Origin of the sequence: Desulfopila inferna, assembly GCF_016919005.1 — a bacterium.
GTDB classification, from domain to species: Bacteria; Desulfobacterota; Desulfobulbia; order Desulfobulbales; family Desulfocapsaceae; genus Desulfopila_A; species Desulfopila_A inferna.
The window spans coordinates 446,414-464,390 of the sequence record NZ_JAFFQE010000001.1 but is presented as its reverse complement, the minus strand read 5'-3'; the positions used below and the strand labels follow the sequence as shown (position 1 = coordinate 464,390).

Sequence of the window (17,977 nt, the reverse complement as noted above, 5' to 3'; positions counted from 1 at the left end):
TTAGATAATAACCTCCACGATTCCAGGTGCGGTAACCTTGCAATAAATAAGTTTATTGGAGCTGGCATTGCGGACCCTGATCACTTCGTTGAGCTTGCCGTCCATGTTGGCAATTCCGGTAGCTGTCAGAACTAATCGGCGCTGTCTGATGAAAATTTTGACAAGCTGCCCTTTTTGGACAATTGCCGGAAACTCGACATCCGAGGTATTGATGACATTGCCGGCTCTGACCGAACGGGTCAACCGCTTGCCGAGAATGGAGCGGAGGTCGAGACAGGGATTTTTAAGCTCGGTGATATCCGTGCGGACCAGGTGAATGTTGTCCGGGGTGATAATTGCACCTCTTTCCAAGGGAGTGGTAGCGGCCACCGTGGAAGCAATGGCCTCGATTTTTCCCGGTATCGATAAATTCTCTCTCACCCTGCCGTCAACCCGAATGATAACGGCAAAACGGGTACTGTCGATAATGGAAGGGCTCGATGGAATGATTTCCCAGGTGAGATCGCCTTTTGGAACCGAAAAAGGGAGAGGCATTGCTCCTGAAACAAAGCGAATATCTGCATCCGGCAATTGATTTTTATTATTCTTCAGATAGATGCCGATTTCGTTCTCTATCATCTTCGGTACTATCCGCACTCCCTGACGAAAAACCTTTACTGTCGCGGACCCGGACCAGAGAGTCGATCTGGACAGCGTGGTTTTGCGGATGATATTTTTGATGATATCCGCGGAACGAAGAAATTTCTGCTCGCCCGGTTCGGGAGATTTGGAAATTACCTGGTCGGCGAGTGCACGAGTCAGATCATCATCCGTATCGAATTCAACAATATCTCCCAGAGTTATAAATTTATCGGAAACATCTGCTTTAGGGAGAAAAGAGATTTCCAGCGCATGGGCCGGTACGCCGATAGCGAGAAAAAGTAAAATCAGAAAATATCTTAGTAACATATTACACCAACTGGTTTGTGGCTTGCATCATTTCATCCGAAGTCTGGATGGTCTTGGAATTGATCTCGTAAGCCCTTTGGGCAGTGATCATATTGGCGAGTTCCTGGACTATATTGACATTGGATCCCTCGAGAAATGTATGGATGAGCAGACCGAAACCGTCGTCGCCCGGATTGGAGACCGCGGGAGCCCCTGAAGCGCCGGTTTCAAGATAGAGATTATTGCCTGCGGCGGAAAGTCCGGCATTATTGGTGAAGACGGCAAGCTCCAGGGTGCCGACCTCGGTGGCTTCTCTGTCTCCTGCCAAAACGACGCTGACAATACCGGTATCGCTTATGGTGATCTGTCTGGAGCCTTCCGGTATGGTCAAGGCGGGCAGCACCGGATAGCCATTGGAGTTGGTGATCCTGCCGTCACTGTCGCGCTTGAGGGAACCGTCACGCGTATAGGCAGTGTTGCCGTTGGGAAGCTCTATCTGGAAAAAGCCGTCGCCTTCGATGGCGACATCGAGCTCATTTTCGGTCTGGATCAGCTCTCCCTGGCTGAATACCTTGGCAACGGCAGAGGGCCGCACTCCAAGTCCCACCATGATACCGGTGGGTGATTCGGTATCCGCCGATGTCGGGCTGCCCGGAACTTTTATGGTTTCATAGAGCAGATCCTGGAAATTGTTAACGGACTTCTTGAATCCGGTAGTACTGACGTTGGCCAGGTTATTGGCAATAACATCGATATTCAACTGCTGGGAATTCATGCCGGTCGTGCCGGTATAGAGTGATCGAATCATTTCCTCTCTTTTCTCGTATCTGTCTGCGATAGTGAATAGCTCACATCATTCTTTGGCCGGGTTAGGCAAGCGTGCCCAGCGCTTCAAGTTTCTCACCAAGTTTCGAATAGCTCTCCAGGACACTGTGGTAAGCCTGGAACAGGCGATTGTCGTATATCATCTTGGTCATTTCATCGGTCATATTAACATTTGAAACTTCCAGACTGCCCTGTGATATACGGAAATTCTCGGCGGGTATTTCCAGCGCTTCGGGCGGTACCGAATAAGCGGTATCAAGTTCATTTTCAAGGAGCGATTTGTCGTCAACATCGACGATGGCCAGCTGCCCGAAGGGAGTTTGCTCGCCATTGGCACCCACGCCGGTAATATTGCCGGCCCGATCGATAACGATGGAAGCGGTATCCTCGGCCCGGATGAAAATTTCACCGCCGCCATTGTTTAAAACCGGCATTCCCGTATCAGTGAGCAGTCTGCCTGTATCGTCCAGGACAAAATTTCCCTTACGGGTGAGAAGGTCGCCCTGGGCACTGCGAATTTTGAAGAATCCGTCTCCCATTATGGCAACATCCAAAGGGCTGTCGGTTTCCTTCAGAGGACCTTGGGAGAAATCAATATAATTCCCTTTTACTCTGCTGTAGTTAATACCTTTGGTATCGGCGATCTGCTGCTCCTCCTTGAGGATCGACTCGAAGCTCATCCGGGTCTTTTTATAGCCGATGGTGCTGACATTGGCGAGGTTGGCAGATGTATTGGCGATACTCTGTTCTCGTGCTATGGCACCGGAGAGAGCGCTGTATTTACCTGAGACCATGATTTCCTTTTCTGTTGATGTTGATGGTTTTTCTGAGTCAGTAGTATATCGGCAGGGACAGGGGTTATCTTTAGTACCTTACTTCCCAAAACCAGTGATAAAAAACGAGAAATGAACATCAATTATCCGTAAACGTCTCAAGGTCCGGTGGTTGAAACCACCGGTTATACGACTTTACCCCTCCGGGGAATTGGATGTCGGCTTTAGGGAGTTTCAGAGAAACTCAATTCCGGGAAAGATTGGCAAGAGCGACCAGCTGGTCGGCCTCCTGGTTGGATATGGTGAGGATGGAGGCGATATCGGAGGCGTTTATTCCTTTTTCAGCCAGTGAATGAATATATTGATAACGCTCGGGAGTGCGCAGCTCGCCGTTTTTCCGGCTTAACTCCAAACGGGGCTGCTGGATTTTGGTGGCGAGTTCTGCCTGATTGAGGTTTGCCTTGAAGTTCTGGAAACGTTTTTGCATTTGCCGTAGTTTTTCCAGTTCAGCGGCGGCACAATCGAGGGCGGTGAGGGCTTCACCAAGTTTCGTCCTGTCCCTGATGAGAAGTCTTCTCAAATACATCGAACGAATGGTAATAAGCGCACAGAGAAAAAGAGTGATGGTTAGGAGTATTTCCGTATCAATATGGATCATGATAATTTTTTCCCGTTAGAGCTGAATTCTTACTAGTGAAGCCGTGTCCGAGCCTTATTTTTCAGATTAATGAGTGCCTGGCTGTGCAACTGGGAAATTCTCCCTTCGGATACCCCAAGGACTTCGGCAATTTCCTTCTGCGTTAATTCTTCATAATAATAAAGTGAAATGACCAGTCTCTCTTTTTCCGGAAGATTGCCTAGAATATCGGCAATGATGGCAGTCACTTCGCTGTTTTCCAGAATATCGACCGGTGATGAGCCTTTGCTTTCATCAACAAGTTCATCAATAAACTGACGTCCTTCTCCGCTGTTGTCCAGTGCTTCGTGCAGGCTGACGCAGCCCAGGTGGGAGACCTGACCGAGAAGATTCTGGTATTCTTCCAGACCAAGCTTCATTTCTCCGGCCATTTCTTCCTCGCTGGGGTCGCGTCCGAGTTTGTTCTCCAGGGAGGACATGGTCTTGGAGACCCTGCTTTGTTTGTCTCTGAGGGTTCTGGAAAACCAGTCAAGTTTCCTCATCTCATCGAAAATTGCGCCGCGAATCCGGTATTCCGCAAAGGTTTTGAAGAGTATGTTCTTCGAAGTATCAAATTTATTGGCGGCATCGATAAGGCCCATCAGTCCGGCGCTGCGCATATCATCGCGATTCATGAATGCCGGAACCTGTGTTGCCATACGTCCAACCAGAATATCGACAAGCTCTATATTATCCCGAATCAGCTTGGACTTATCTTCGCTGTGCTTCTGTTTAGCATAAATCATAGTTACTCCCTGTTGCCCAGATTAAGGAGTTTCTTCCAGAAAAACTGAAGATTACCCTTTGGCTGCGTCGTTGTTTTTTCAGAACACAATCGGGCAGCCAATGAAGAGAAGGCATCGGCAATGGAAGAAGAAGGATGCATGTCAACAAAGACTTTCTGTTTTCGTATAGAGTCGATCATTAGTTTATCAACAGGGATCGATCCCAGATAATCGATGGAGATATCAAGGTAACGGTTGGCGACCATAGTGATTTTTCGATACACATCAAGGCCTTCTTCATCATTCTGCGTCTGGTTGACGATGAGATTGAAGTGTTTTTCATGGAACTGGGTGGAGAGCAATTTCATCAGGGCATAGGCATCTGTAATTGCGGTCGGGTCCGGGGTGGTGACCACCAGTATTTCCTGGGCCGCCGTGTTGAAATAGGTGACGTTCTCCGAGATGCCCGCCTCGGTGTCGATGAGCACAAAATCGAAATCTTCATGCATGGTGTCGAGGCCGTCCAGCAGCCTCATTTTGTGATGCCCGTCCAGCCTGGTGAAGTTCTGTATGCCCGATCCGGCCGGCAGAATCTTTATTCCGTACGGTCCTTCGACCATTATATCTTCAAGTTCGTGTTCACCGGAGAAAAAATGGTTAAGATTGAATTGGGGAGCCAACCCGAAAACCACATCGACATTGGCAAGCCCCAGATCGGCATCAAGAATAAGGACCGATTTCCCCATCTTGGCCAGAGTAACGGCGGTGTTAGCGACAACAGCCGTCTTTCCGACACCGCCTTTGCCGCTGGTGATGGAAAATACCTGGGTGAAAGCCTCGTTGCTTCGGCTGATGCTTTCCGCAGATTTTCCGGTATTGATGGCCCGCAGTGTTTGTGCCTGATCGGCTGATGATTGTTTTTGATTAATCATGTACGATTCCGTTGGGAGATGGAATTATTAGTTGTGCTAATTGGTTTTTGTCTGCTTCCAGTATGTCTTCGGGTACTCTTTGTCCGTTGGTGACATAGGAAATAGGATTGCCGTTTTGAACCTGAATATTCAGCAGTACGCCAAGTCTGGAACATTCATCTATCTTGGTAAAAATAGTGCTGTGCAGAGGAATTTGATTGAACTGGGCATATGCCTCCAATAGCTCATTGTCACGGGTTGTGGCGGAGAGCACAAGGTAATTGTCTATCTCCAGTTCGGGGGGCAAGAAACTCTGCAGATCGATGATGCTCAGAGCATCGTGCGGGCTTCTGCCTGCCGTATCTATGAGAATAAGCTCTTTGCCGCGATGTTTGTCAAGTGCCTCTTTAAGCTGTTGTGGTGTGATCACCACCTCTACGGGAAGATGCATGATTTCACCATATACCTTCAACTGCTCTACCGCGGCGATTCTGTAGGTGTCGATGGTTATCAAGGCGATGGAGTTCGACTGCGAGGACAGGTACTTGGCGGCGATTTTGGCCAGAGTTGTGGTTTTGCCGACCCCTGTCGGCCCGACAAAGGCCATTCTTTTCTGAGTGCTGTTGTCGCTGAAGTCGGGAGTGTTCACCGTCAATATATCGGCGAGGGTAGTATGCAGGAACCCATAGACCTTACCGGCATCCGCCAGATCAGCCTCATTGAGGCGCTCACCTGCGAATGTGGAAATAATTCGAGCCGCCTCATTGGTGATTCCCCGGTTGAGTAAAATCTCTTCAACGATGTTTCCGCTCGAGGAAGAACGAAGTTTGTGCTCAAGGTTATGTATTGGCAACCTGCCTGCTGGAGTTTCTAGTGGAGGAGCGCTGGAACTGATCCGTGATATTTCGCCGGCAAGGCCTTTGACCATATTCCTGAGTTCATCAAATTCACGTAGCAGTGCCGGAGAATCCACCGTCGGATTGCCGAATCCGCCTCCCGGGCCTGAAGCTGCCACAGCAGGGTGAGGGGAGAGCCCGGCATCATTTTCAGCGGTATTTTTTACGTTTTTGCTGCTGTTTTGACTGTTATGACGATACGCTTTGTCGGCTCTTGAAAGGGATGCCGAATTGCCCGAAACCGGAGGAGGCTCCGGCCATTGCTTGTCGATGGCTGCCGTTATCTCAAGAGTATTTTTGCCGAGGAGTCCCAGCTTGCCGCTTTTCACGGTTCTGGTTGAAAGTATCAATGCATCGGGTCCGAGTTCCCGACGTACTTTTCTCAGCCCGGATGCCATGTCGGCGGCTTCAAAAACCTTAACTTGCATCGATCGTCACTGTCCCTAAAGATTTAACTTTCAAATCAGGCGCGATCTCATTATGAGAAATAATCGTCAGCGCCGGATAATATCTCTCCGTCAAACTGCGTACATGAGGCCGTATCTGCGGAGCAACGAGCAGGGTAGGCATATGGCCTCCCTGGAAAACATTACTTGTCTCGCCGATTGCATCGAGTATTTTCTGTGCCGTTGGCGGGTCTATTGCAAGATAGCTGCCCTGCTCACGATGCTGGATAGCCTGCTGTATTTTATCCTCCACCTCCTTGGCAAGGGTCATCAGCGGTATGACGCCATTATCGACAAGCTGTGAACAGATAGTCCGGGAAAGGGCATGGCGGACGTATTCTGTCAAAATATCGGTATCCTGGGTGACAGGAGCCCAATCAGCCATTGTTTCAAGAATTGTACGAAGATCACGTATGGAGACGCCTTCCCTGAGCAGGTTTTGCAGAACCCTCATGATGGTCCCCAGGGAGAGGACAGCGGGGACCAGCTCCTCCACCAGTTTGGGATAGGATTTCAGGAGATTGTCGAGAAGGTTCTGTACTTCCTGCCGGCCGATGAGTTCATGAGCATGTTTTTTTATGACTTCGGTAATATGCGTGGTCATGACCGTGGTACAGTCGACTACGGTATAACCCGCTATCTGGGACCTTTCTTTCTTATCCTCACTGATCCAGATTGCCGGCAGGCCGAATGCCGGTTCGACCGTGTCTATTCCGGGAATCTTTTCGGTAACGATGCCCGGATCCATTGCCATGAAATACCCTGGAAGAATCTCCGCTTCGGCAACCTGAATGCCTTTCAGGGCGAGGGTGTACTGATTGGGATTGAGCTGCAGGTTGTCTTTTATATGGATCGGAGGGACAATAAACCCATTGTTGATAGCGAACTGTTTACGGATTGACTGAATGCGGGTCAGCAATTCCCCATCCTGATTGGAATCGACGAAGGGGATAAGTCCGTAGCCGACCTCAAGCTCGAGGAGATCCACATTGAGCATTTCTTCATAATTTTCGGTGGTGCGTACCGGAGGTCCTTCTTTTTTCTCTTCGGGGATCAACGCCTCAGTTACTTTCTTTTTATCCAGATAGTAGGCCAGCGCTGCGAGCGAAATGGAGATTGCCAGAAAAGGCAGAAAGGGCAGACCGGGAATCAAGGCAAAAATCAGCAGAATTGCGGCAACGACCCATAAGGCAATAGAATAGGTGGTAAACTGGGTGTGAAGATCGGTGCCGAAGTCTTTTTTCCCGGTGGCCCTGGTGACCAGCAAACCGGCGGATGCCGAAATAATGAGCGCCGGTATCTGGCCGACCAGGCCGTCCCCCACGGTCAGGATGGTATAAATCTGTGCAGCTTCGGCGATCGGCATGCCCTTTTGCAGGACACCGATGACAAATCCCGCGCCAATATTGATAAGGGTTATGATAATGCCAGCTATGGCATCACCCTTGACGAATTTCGAGGCACCGTCCATGGCGCCGTGAAAGGCTGCTTCGTTGGATATATCTTCCCGCCTCTGCCGTGCCTGGTCTTCATCGATAAGTCCGGCATTGAGATCGGCGTCGATGGCCATCTGTTTACCGGGCATACCGTCGAGAGTGAATCGTGCGGCCACTTCAGCAACCCTGCCGGCGCCTTTGGTGATAACCATAAAATTAATGAGAACGAGAATGGCAAAGACGACAATTCCGACAACATAGTTGCCTCCCACCACAAATTGGCCAAATGACTGGATCACAGTTCCTGCTGCTTCCGGTCCCTGATCTCCCCTGAGGAGTATCAGGCGCGTCGAGGCCACATTGAGAGAGAGCCTGAATAGAGTGGCGGTAAGGAGAATGGAGGGGAAAATAGAGAACTCCACGGCCTTGACGGTATATAGGGTGATGACCAGTATGAGCAGGGCCAGAGTGATGTTGGCCGAAAGAAAAAGATCGATGAGCAGCGGCGGCAAAGGGATGATCATGATCATCAGAATAGAAACGAAACCCAGCGATACCACAACGTTGCTTCTTCCCGCAAAAAACTTCAGCTGGTTGACGTTGAATCTGTTCTGCAGGCCGGAGATTGCCATTATATGCTCTTTCCTTTCAATGAGTAGACATGTGCGAGAATTTCAGCGACTGCCTTGAAAAGTTCTTCAGGAATGGCAGCACCCAGCTCCACAGTATGCAATAAGCGAGCCACAGGCGGGTTTTCGATGATGGGAATATTGTTATCCCTGGCTATCGTGCGGATATTCATGGCGATGACCCCGGCTCCCTTTGCCAGCACGACGGGAGCGTCCATCTTGCCGGAATCATAGCGAACAGCAACAGAAATATGGGTGGGATTGGTGATAATGACATCGGCATGCGGGACCTCTGCCATCATCCTCTTTTGCGCCATCTGGCGCTGTATAGCACGAATCTGAGATTTGACCAGAGGATCGCCTTCGGATTCCTTATGTTCCTCCTTTACCTCCTGTTTGGTCATTTTCATCTTCTCCTCCATCTCATAGCGGACGAAGATGAGATCGATAAAGGCGAGCAGAATGAGTACGGCACAGACCTTGGCAAGAATAACACCTGCGGTCCTCCCTAAAAATCTCAAGGTCTCGGAGATGCTGCTGTCCACCAGAGTGAGGGCCTGTTCGAAATTATTGGCGACAGTGGAGTAAGCGACCCATCCTATTAATATGATTTTAAAAATAGACTTTATCAGTTCGACGATGGATTTTTTAGAAAAGATTCTGCCAACACCGGTAATGGGATTGAACTTGTTAATATCAGGCTGAAACGGTTTAGTGGTGAAAAGCCAGCCAATCTGGAAGAAAGACGAAAAAAAACCGATTATGAGAACAAGGACGAAGAGGGGGGCGAGCAGCAGACCCAGCTTTTGTGCCAGGTAAAAAGCAAGCTCCATTGTCTTGGCAGGTGTTATGATGATATCGGCGCCGGCCTCCAGTATCAGTGTCAGTATGGTTGTGAATTCAGTTATAAATATGGGGAGATATAAAACCCAAAAGAGAAGAAGAATGGTGAAAATGGCGGCAGTATGCACTTCTTTGCTTTGTGCAACCTGGCCTTTTTCACGGAAATCATTCCTCCGTTTTGCCGTTGCTTCTTCGGTGCGTTCGCCTGCCTGGTTCTCTGCCGCCATATAAAAAACTCATTGAGTTTTGTTAAATAGATCATTTTGTTAATGGTGTGACAAGATTTGCTAGCTGCAAGAAAAACGCCAGATTAAATTACGGAAAAAAGTAGTATTAAATCAATTGAGATGGATTCGTGAAAAGTCATCACGATGTCAGATAGCTAGATAAAAAGATCGATGTACAAGGCAACGCCGGAGATCGGGCTTTCTCGAAGTCGGAGTTTATGCCCTTACGCGGGTGCTTATCGCGATGCCATCAATTGAGATACTGCAGCAGGGAGAACATTCGATCCGGCAGCATGTCAAATTCCCGACTTAAAAGGATCTTTACCAGTCCTAAAGTCAAACCAATGACGGCGAAAGAAATACCAATGTTGATGGGGAAGGAGAGCAGGAATACATTGAGTTGCGGAAAGGTGCGGGAGAGAATGCCCAGGATAAGCCCGGACAGCAACAGGATAACGAGGATTGGTGCACTGAATTGAGCGCCCAGGATAAACATCCTGGTGGAAAGCTCGACAAGATAGGGAACGGCCTCGCCGCTGAAGTTGAGATTTCCTGGGGGCAGAACTTCATAGGAATGAACTGCAGTCCGGATGAAATAATGGTGTATGTCCAGGGAAAGAAAAATCAAAATTGCAAATACGTTCTGGAATTGTGAGATAAGTGCGGTCTGACGCTGATTTTGAGGGTCGAAAATATTTGCCGCCGCAAATCCCATCTGATAGCCGATAATAGTGCCGCCAAACTCGACCGATATAAAGATAAAACGAGCGATGAGACCGATCATCATGCCGAGCAGGGTTTCATTGATAACCAGAAGGAGAAATGCCGGTGGTCTGAAATCTACATCGACAACATAAGGCTGCAGCAGCGGAAAAAGGACGAGGGAGAGTGCTATGACCAGTCCTGCTTTCAGCCTCATCGGTGTCTGCGCTCCGAAGTATACCGGTATTGCCGTCAGAAAACCGGCTACTCTGGAAGTGCAGACGGCAAAGTTCTGAAACTGTTCAACCGGCAGGAGATCGAGATACACTGGATCCCTTAAAACGTGGCAAGGGTCTCAAAGATCCCCAGAGAAAAATTTGTCAGCGTATTAATTATCCAGGGGCCGAAGAGGAGCAGCGTCAGGAAAACAGAGACAATTTTGGGGATGAAAGTAAGGGTCTGTTCATTTACCTGGGTGGCCGCCTGGAGAATGGAGACTATCAGGCCAACGATCAGGCCGGCAATAAGCATTGGTCCGGCGCACATAAAAATCGTCTGGATGGCTTTCATGCATACATTTACAGCGAGATCAGATGTCATTTGTTACTCCTAACCGAAGCTCTTCAGCAGTGATCCGGCGACAAGGCCCCAGCCGTCGATAAGAACAAATAGCAGAAGCTTGAAGGGCATGGAAATAATTACCGGCGGAAGCATCATCATCCCCATGGACATCAGCACCGAGGCCACGATCATGTCAATGACCAGGAAAGGGATATAAATCATAAATCCCATCTGAAAGGCTCTCTTCAACTCGGAAAGCATGAACGCCGGGATCAGGGTCATGGTGGGAATATCCTCCTTGTCTAGAGGCTCAGCTTCCAGGGTCAGATCGCTGAGGAGAGCAAGTTCCGCCTCCATGACGTGGGAAAACATAAAGTCACGCATAGGTTCGAGGGCATTTTCAAGTGCTTCCTGCTGGCTGATCTCTTCGCTGAGATAGGGCTGTAGGGCCTCGTTGTTAATCGCGTTCAGGGTCGGCGACATAATAAAGAAGGTCAGGAACAGGGAAAGCCCGATTACAACCTGAGTCGGCGGCATATTGTTTGTTCCCATTGCCATTCTGACAAAGCCAAGAACAATGACAATACGACTGAAACTGGTCATCATCAGCAGAATCGCAGGTGCAATCGATAATATGGTGAGGAGAAAAAGAACCTGTAGAGCGCTTGAAACCTGGGTGGTGCTCTCGGCGTCTTCAACACCGAAGGTCAAGGTCGGCAGGCCGACTGCCGTAGAGATTGACGGCAGCGCAATAACAGCAAGAAGCGTTATCGCCGCAAGGAAAAGAGCAGGTGCTGAAGATTTCATGGATGCTGCCGTTTCTCTTGAGTTTTTTCAAGGATAGAGGGAAAGGATGCACCATGCTGCAGAGGAATGATGGTGGTTATGGCATCACTTCCTGCTCCAACCAGGAACTCCCTGCCGCGAACCTCTATCAGCAGCAATGATTTTTTGGGTGGAATATGTTTGATTTCGATAACCTTTATAATACCTTTACCCTGCTGCTGGAATGCAGAAACGCGCTTGCGGAGCAAGGTATACAGCACGAACATTATTGCTAATACGATCAGCAGTCCCCAGAGCATGCGCAAGCCGGAGCTCACCGCATCGTATTCGGCTGCATGCGCACAACTGCTGGAGACAACGGTTGCGAGGAATGAAAAGGAAGGTATAGTAACAGTTCGTGGATACATGATATTCAACCCAGTTTTTCAACCCTGTCGCTGGTACTGACCACATCCGTTAAACGAATACCAAATTTCTCGCCGACGAGAACAGCCTCACCATGAGCGATCAGTCTCGAATTAACGAACAGGTCAAGTGGTTCGCCGGCCAGCTTTTCAAGCTCAATTACATAACCTTCCGACATGCTGAGCAGGTCCTTGAGCAGAATCTTGCACCGGCCCACCTCAACAGAAACCTGCAGAGGTACATCGTAGAGGAAATCCAGCCCGCGCGATGAGAGTGAGCCATTGCCCTGGCGCGGCATGTCATCGGCAGAATCGGACTCCTTTTCCAGCAGTTCCTTAAGCTCTTCCGGGTCTGGTCGTGCAGATCTTTTTTCCGACTTAGGTGTCTCCATAATTATGCTCCTTGATCTTTGACGCCGGTTATATTTATAGCTTTTTTGCCATTATGTGTGCCGGGTATCGCGAAAAATTTATGTTTGTTCTCAACCAGAACCTTGAGAGGGGAGTTCAGGTTATAGTCAAGAAATAGAGTATCGCCCTTTTTCATTTCTAAGACATCACCGACGGACATCGAGATAGTTCCCGACTGAGCAATGAGTTCAGAGTAGATATTATAGGCCTCCTGTTCGAGAACCTTTGTCCATATGCCCTGTTTGGCTTTGTTGACATTGAGGAGGTCCTTGAGACCTTCCCGCAGAGGATCGATGGTGGACAGGGGAAAAACGATTTTCATTTCACCTGTCTGATCGCCGACGCGCACCTCGAAAGTACCTATGAGTATTTCGGCATCGGCATCGGTTATTGAAACCATTCGGCTGTTGCTTTCAACCTTGATTAAAGATGTTTTGAGGTTGATCAGGGGAGCAAAGGCCCTGTCCAGATCATCACATCCCTTGAGCATGATGGATTGGATGATATTCAGTTCTATGGAGGTTAGCTTCCTGTTCGGCTGTATGAGTTCGATTTCCGTAGATGCTCCCAAAATTATCTCAACCATGGAAAAGCACATGTGAGAGTCGACCAGGAGTAATGCTCCATGTTTTAAGGGAGAGATATCGAGGACCGCAATAGCTCCTACATCTTTATTCTCAAGCAAAAAATCAAGAAAATGGGAAGAGTCGATTTGCGATCTGCTGATCGAAAAGGTTCTCTGCAGATTATTCGTAAGGGTAATCGCCAGATTCTGGCAGAAATTATCAAGAATGATGTCGAAATTCGCCAGCCTGCTTAGTTCATCGCTGAAGGTATTTGCCTGGAAAAGATTCAGAGGAATACAATCTTTAGTGAAATGCTTTCGCCCATTCTTGTCGAGATCCAGCGATACCTGACCCTGTTTGATAGCTTTCAGGAGGTCGGCGATTTCTTTTTTACTGAGAATAGCTTCCAAAATGGCGTCCAGGAGGTATGTATTATTGAACTACGAAGTCAGTGAAATAAATGGAATTAATCCTGCCGGAGACCAGGATGGCATTGAGTTTACTGGCCAGCTCGGCTTTAAGTTGCTTCTTTCCCTGAAGATCCTGAAGTTCATCGTAGGTTTTATTACCGACGGAGAGAAGAATAGAGTCTCTTACCTGCGGCATACGCTGAACAACTTCCTCTTTGACTATTTCATTTGATAGCTCCAGAGTAAATGATGCCTTGACGTAGTGGCTGGTTTCAGCGCTGATGATGTTGACAATAAAATCATTGATATCTATCATCGGGCCTATATTGGTGTTTTTCTGCAACTCAGGTACAGGCACCTCAAGGACGGAAGAGGGTTTTTTGTCTTCCTCGCCCTCGCTTTTGAGGAAGAAAAAAAGGCTCACTCCGGCACCTATAAGAACGATCAAAAGAATGATCGATGCCAGTATTATTATTATGCGCTTTTTGCTGCCGCCGGATTCCGGAGTTTCCGGTTGTTTTTGTATCCCTTTTTTTTCAGCCATTGGTGTTTTGTCCCTGTATGTGCATTTTCATTTATCTGACTCCTAAAATGGAATCCGAGTCTCCAGATTTCTAGACTCTTCCGCATCCATACCTGTTTTGGCGCGGAGGACAAAGTCCACCCTCCTGTTTTGCCTTCGACCTTCAGGAGTATTGCTAATGGAGATCGGCTTGTCGGGTCCATAGCCTATGGCGCTCATTCTGTCCAGGGGAAGCAGGGCTCCCTTTTTCAGAAACCGCATAACCGAAACAGCTCTGGCCATCGAAACATCCCATTCTCCCAGTTCAGCTCCACTCTCCGACAGTGAATCCGTATGTCCCTCAATTCGCAGCCGTAAAGGCAAAGGACGTATTATGTCAGCGATATAACGCAACAGCTGATATGACTGTGGAGATATCTTCGTTTCACCGGGATCAAAGAGGATGGTATCCTTGACCCGGAGAATTATTGTTTCGCCGTCTTTGTTGATGATATCTATTTCCTGAGAAAGATTATCTGCATCGATCCTGGTTTTGATGCGTCTATAGATTTTGACGGTCATTTCATTTTGCATAGGCGAAAATTTTGTAACCGGAGGAGAGGGGAGCACCGGTATTTCAAATTCTACCTGAGCCGGGTTGGCATGCATTCCGAAGGCATCCTTAAGAGAACTTGATGCTTGGGTAAAGCGGACCGGATCAAGACTTGCCATGGAGAGGAGAAGAACAAAAAAGGTCAGCAGTAAGGTCACCAGATCCGAATATGTCACCATCCACATTGGTGCACCGCGACTCGGCGAGGACCGCTTCTGTTTTCGTTGCTCTTCTTGTTTTTGCTGTTCTTCAGACATTGTCAAACCCTACTTTTTGAAAGTGGATTCCCGCAGTTTAGGTGCGATGAAGGCATGCAGTTTCTGTTCCATAATGCGAGGATTCTCGCCGGAAAGAATCGACTGCATTCCTTCAATTATCAAGGTCTTGGTGAGCAGTTCTGCCTCGGAGCGCATTTTGAGTTTGCCGGCCATGGGCAGGCAGATGACGTTGGCAATGACAGCGCCGTAAAAGGTGGTCAACAGGGCGACGGCCATAGCCGGCCCGATGGAGGACGGATCGTCCATGGTTTGCAACATCTGCACCAGTCCTATAAGCGTTCCCACCATTCCCATGGCCGGTGCGTAGGTGCCGATGGAGAGAAAAATATTGGCGCCTTTTTCATGTCTCTGCTGGATGTATTCGATCTCCGTGTTGAGCATGTTTCTCAAGGTTTCAGGCTCCTGGCCATCTACTGCCATCTGCATGGCCTTGATCAGAAACTCGTCGTTGATATTCTCCATGGCTCCCTGAAGAGCAAGAATACCTTCCTTACGTGCTTTATTGGCAAACTCCATAAGTTGAACGATAAGATTATTTATCGACTGCTCTTTATAGAGGATGGTTTTCTTGGCTACATTGAAGGCGTCAAAAACATCACTGAATGGATAATTGACCAGTGTATTTCCGGCGGTGCCTCCAAAAACAATCATCAGGGAAGGAACATTGACAAAGATCGAAAGCGGTCCTCCCTGGAGGATAGCCATCAGCATGAGGCCAAAAGCTGCGCCAATTCCTAATATGGTTGAGAGATCCAAAAAACAATCCTCCGGAATGCGTGTTTCTGTATTACTACTTTGCTATCAAGTAGATGTTGTTGTTCTTTCCTGATATATGATTCAGTCGTTCTGGATACGCAGGGCTGTGCAATAAACATTCCAGTAGAAGATACTGACAGAGCTGGATGAAATTGACGAGAAGGATCATCCTCCATGAAAAAAGGAAGCAAGAGAATGAAGAGATATAAATATAGACAGAATAATTCCATCGAAATCGGTGAGATAGAAAAGATTAGATCATATTTGAGTTGTTCATAAAATATCGTACTTGGTTATTTATGAAAGAAAAGATTTTCGTACCATAGCTGAAAAACTGGACGCAAGATAATAAAACAACAATAAACCAATATGTTTGGTAAAATATAAAAGGGAACCTCGATAAATTTGACTTTTACCTCAGTTCCCTTTCTGTAGTGTCAAAAATGTGACTTTTAGCGTTTCAAATTAATCAGTTCTCCAAGAAGTTCATCCACCGTGGTTATAATCTTTGAATTGGCCTGAAAACCTCTTTGAACCGTGATCATACGGACGAATTCCGCTCCCATATCCACATTCGATTGTTCGAGTGAGTTGGTGAATACCTTGCCGAGTTCAGGGCCGGGTAATCCTACCCGGGCAACCCCTGATGCATCGCTGGCTGTGAAAAGGTTATTCCCGACCAGTTCCAGTCCGTTGGGGTTGTTGAACTTTCCGAGAACCAGATTGGCCACTGCAATTTGTTCACCGTTGGAGTAGGAAGCGATAACCGCACCTTTCCCATCTATGTCCACGCTGGTCAGATTTCCTGCTGCAAATCCGTTCTGTACCTGCGATATGACCGTAGATGCACTGTTAAACTGAGTTGTGTCAAAAGTAATATCGACCGCCTGGCCGGCATCGGAACCATTACCCCAGTCGATAGGGCCGATATTATTTGGACCACCTCCCGCCAGCATTGTGCCGTCATTGGCGAAGGTGATGATACCCGCCGGAGGTTCGGCACCGCCGGCGGTAAGATCCGAACCCATTGGATTACCGTCGACATCCTCCGCTGACCAGTTCCAGTTCCAGGTGTTGTCCACCGCATCTTTGGTAAAATATGTTGTAACAAGATGCGGTTCGCCTAAAGAGTCAAATATTTGGGTAGATGATGAATAGTTAAACGTATCCGCATTGGTATAATCAAAATCACCCACCGGCGCTATCGCAGCAGCATCGAGATTGGTATTAAGCGTCATCTCGGTAGTCATATTTCCGGCAATAAGTCCGGTATTGCCGATGCGAATATCCTCCGGATCTCCTGCTACCAGATTACCGTCAACATCAAATCTTTTTCCCTGGACCCTGAAGCCTTCAGGGTTGACGAGAAATCCATTTTCATCAAAGCGGAAAGCACCGGCCCGTGTATAGTAGTTGGTGTCGTTGCCCACCTCGCTGACCAGGAAAAAACCGTCCCCTTCAATAGCTACATCGAGTCCGGATTCCGTCGACTCGAAAGTTCCCTGGCTGAAGATATTGTCCACCTTGGAAACATTGACGCCTCGTCCGACCTGGGATGTCCCGCCGGAGCCATTGATGGTGCTGGACAGCAGATCTGAAAAAATTGTCCTGGCTCCTTTGAAGCCCAGCGTGTTGGTATTTGCCAGGTTGTTGCCTATCACTGTCATTGCCTGAGAATTGGTATTGAGTCCGCTGACACCACTGTACAGTGCACTTGAAATACCCATAATTTACTCCTCCATGTTGAGCGTCACTGTTTTCAAGAAAACAATTTTCTCTTTCCGTTAAAGGTTTTTAGCTGAATTGAACCGGTTCTCTTCCGTGATCTCAGGTAAATCAGCGATATGTTATATTTTTTCGATGTATCTTTATTTGAAAACTGCAATGATCAAGTATTTAACGGCAGAAGAGTCTTTCCCTGCCTCATTTCTAAGGGTTTCCAGCTGGATAACCTTATCCTTCGCCTTCATCGACGCCCTCGTTATCGGTGGTATAGCCTTTGTCGTAGACCCCGAGAATTGATGCAAAAGAAACCTCACCCGCCATGGTCAGCAATTTGCCGCCATATTCACCGGTAAGATCAACACCGGTTACCTCGGATTTTATCAATGGGGCTGCAGCCACACTTTCTCCCTCTGTCGCTTTCACTGAAACAGCAAAGGTATATGATCCCTTCTCGGCTTGAGTGCCGGAGTCGGTCATGCCGTCCCAGGCAAGAAAATGATTCCCTTTTGTCAGTTCAGTACCATCAATAACGGCAATCGTGGCACCATTCTTTTGAATGGTTATTTCTGCCTGCGTTACTTCACCGTCAAGCTGATAGCCCAGTTCAATTTCTCCGTTTCCATCATATTCAAACTTGCTGTCATGATAGACCACGTTTTTGCCGATGGTTTGCAATGTTGCAAAACGGTCTGCATTGGCATTGGATGTAACCAGATTTTCCATAGACTCGTTGAGTGTGAAAAGCTGCTCGAGCGAGCTGAATTGTGCAAGTTGGGAGGTAAACTCCGTCGGATCATCGGGGTTGAGGGGATCCTGGTTCTGCAACTGAGCTACAAGCAAAGTAAGGAAATCCTCTTTGCCCATGATATCGGTTGATTTTTTGGTACCTTCGGCAGCGATTGGAGTTGTTGCCGGAGAAGGAAACAGATTATTGATGTAACTCATGCGG

Annotated in this window: 20 protein-coding genes; all 20 read right to left on the bottom strand. The window is 48.1% G+C overall.

All coding sequences use genetic code 11. The features are described from left to right. The 20 genes from flgA to JWG88_RS01860 all read right to left on the bottom strand — a co-directional run bounded on the left by flgA (position 1) and on the right by JWG88_RS01860 (position 17,973). Positions 1-948 (bottom strand): flagellar basal body P-ring formation chaperone FlgA, encoded by a 948-nt coding sequence (gene flgA / locus JWG88_RS01955; RefSeq protein WP_205232005.1) that lies wholly within the window; start codon positions 946-948, stop codon positions 1-3. Between the two features lies 1 nt (position 949). Beyond that, positions 950-1,735 carry a flagellar basal-body rod protein FlgG gene (gene flgG / locus JWG88_RS01950; RefSeq protein ID WP_205232004.1) on the bottom strand — a complete coding sequence of 262 codons (786 nt, stop codon included), beginning with the start codon at positions 1,733-1,735 and terminating at the stop codon, positions 950-952. Between the two features lie 61 nt (positions 1,736-1,796). Further along, positions 1,797-2,546: a flagellar basal-body rod protein FlgF gene (gene flgF, locus JWG88_RS01945; RefSeq protein ID WP_205232003.1), complete on the bottom strand. Its 750-nt coding sequence runs from the start codon at positions 2,544-2,546 to the stop codon at positions 1,797-1,799. Positions 2,547-2,769: 223 nt separating this feature from the next. Beyond that, positions 2,770-3,183, bottom strand: coding sequence for a hypothetical protein (locus JWG88_RS01940; RefSeq protein ID WP_205232002.1), 414 nt, complete (start codon positions 3,181-3,183; stop codon positions 2,770-2,772). Positions 3,184-3,215: 32 nt separating this feature from the next. Next, positions 3,216-3,947 (bottom strand): FliA/WhiG family RNA polymerase sigma factor, encoded by a 732-nt coding sequence (locus JWG88_RS01935; protein WP_205232001.1) that lies wholly within the window; start codon positions 3,945-3,947, stop codon positions 3,216-3,218. Between the two features lie 2 nt (positions 3,948-3,949). Then, positions 3,950-4,858, bottom strand: a complete 909-nt coding sequence (locus tag JWG88_RS01930; RefSeq protein ID WP_205232000.1) for a MinD/ParA family protein — start codon at positions 4,856-4,858, stop codon at positions 3,950-3,952. Further along, a complete protein-coding gene (flhF, locus tag JWG88_RS01925) occupies positions 4,851-6,161 on the bottom strand; it encodes a flagellar biosynthesis GTPase FlhF (protein ID WP_205231999.1) in 1,311 nt (436 codons plus the stop codon). The genes JWG88_RS01930 and flhF overlap by 8 nt, the downstream gene beginning before the upstream one ends. Then, positions 6,151-8,247: a flagellar biosynthesis protein FlhA gene (flhA, locus tag JWG88_RS01920; RefSeq protein ID WP_205231998.1), complete on the bottom strand. Its 2,097-nt coding sequence runs from the start codon at positions 8,245-8,247 to the stop codon at positions 6,151-6,153. The genes flhF and flhA overlap by 11 nt, the downstream gene beginning before the upstream one ends. Beyond that, on the bottom strand, positions 8,247-9,314 hold the full coding sequence (flhB, locus tag JWG88_RS01915) for a flagellar biosynthesis protein FlhB (RefSeq protein ID WP_205231997.1): 1,068 nt from the start codon (positions 9,312-9,314) through the stop codon (positions 8,247-8,249). Before flhB ends, flhA begins: the two co-directional genes overlap by 1 nt. A 250-nt stretch (positions 9,315-9,564) precedes the next feature. Then, positions 9,565-10,344 (bottom strand): flagellar biosynthetic protein FliR, encoded by a 780-nt coding sequence (gene fliR, locus JWG88_RS01910; RefSeq protein ID WP_205231996.1) that lies wholly within the window; start codon positions 10,342-10,344, stop codon positions 9,565-9,567. An 8-nt stretch (positions 10,345-10,352) separates the two neighbouring features. After that, positions 10,353-10,616, bottom strand: a complete 264-nt coding sequence (gene fliQ, locus JWG88_RS01905) for a flagellar biosynthesis protein FliQ (protein WP_205231995.1) — start codon at positions 10,614-10,616, stop codon at positions 10,353-10,355. Between the two features lie 9 nt (positions 10,617-10,625). Further along, a complete protein-coding gene (gene fliP, locus JWG88_RS01900; protein WP_205231994.1) occupies positions 10,626-11,384 on the bottom strand; it encodes a flagellar type III secretion system pore protein FliP in 759 nt (252 codons plus the stop codon). Beyond that, complete coding sequence (locus JWG88_RS01895; RefSeq protein WP_205231993.1) at positions 11,381-11,770, bottom strand: FliO/MopB family protein; 390 nt, start codon at positions 11,768-11,770, stop codon at positions 11,381-11,383. The genes fliP and JWG88_RS01895 overlap by 4 nt, the downstream gene beginning before the upstream one ends. 5 nt (positions 11,771-11,775) lie before the next feature. Continuing rightward, positions 11,776-12,159, bottom strand: a complete 384-nt coding sequence (fliN, locus tag JWG88_RS01890; RefSeq protein WP_205231992.1) for a flagellar motor switch protein FliN — start codon at positions 12,157-12,159, stop codon at positions 11,776-11,778. 2 nt (positions 12,160-12,161) lie between these two features. Then, positions 12,162-13,154, bottom strand: coding sequence for a flagellar motor switch protein FliM (locus JWG88_RS01885; RefSeq protein WP_205231991.1), 993 nt, complete (start codon positions 13,152-13,154; stop codon positions 12,162-12,164). A gap of 22 nt (positions 13,155-13,176) precedes the next feature. After that, entirely contained in the window at positions 13,177-13,698 is a 522-nt protein-coding gene (locus JWG88_RS01880; protein ID WP_205231990.1) for a flagellar basal body-associated FliL family protein, read from the bottom strand. Between the two features lie 42 nt (positions 13,699-13,740). After that, on the bottom strand, positions 13,741-14,526 hold the full coding sequence (locus JWG88_RS01875) for an OmpA/MotB family protein (RefSeq protein ID WP_205231989.1): 786 nt from the start codon (positions 14,524-14,526) through the stop codon (positions 13,741-13,743). Positions 14,527-14,535: 9 nt separating this feature from the next. Then, the gene (locus JWG88_RS01870) at positions 14,536-15,303 is read right to left on the bottom strand and encodes a motility protein A (RefSeq protein WP_205231988.1); all 768 of its coding nucleotides are present in this window, start codon (positions 15,301-15,303) and stop codon (positions 14,536-14,538) included. Positions 15,304-15,755: 452 nt separating this feature from the next. Continuing rightward, on the bottom strand, positions 15,756-17,030 hold the full coding sequence (locus JWG88_RS01865) for a flagellar hook protein FlgE (RefSeq protein ID WP_205231987.1): 1,275 nt from the start codon (positions 17,028-17,030) through the stop codon (positions 15,756-15,758). Between the two features lie 226 nt (positions 17,031-17,256). Next, positions 17,257-17,973, bottom strand: a complete 717-nt coding sequence (locus JWG88_RS01860) for a flagellar hook assembly protein FlgD (RefSeq protein ID WP_205231986.1) — start codon at positions 17,971-17,973, stop codon at positions 17,257-17,259. Positions 17,974-17,977 lie beyond the last annotated feature (4 nt).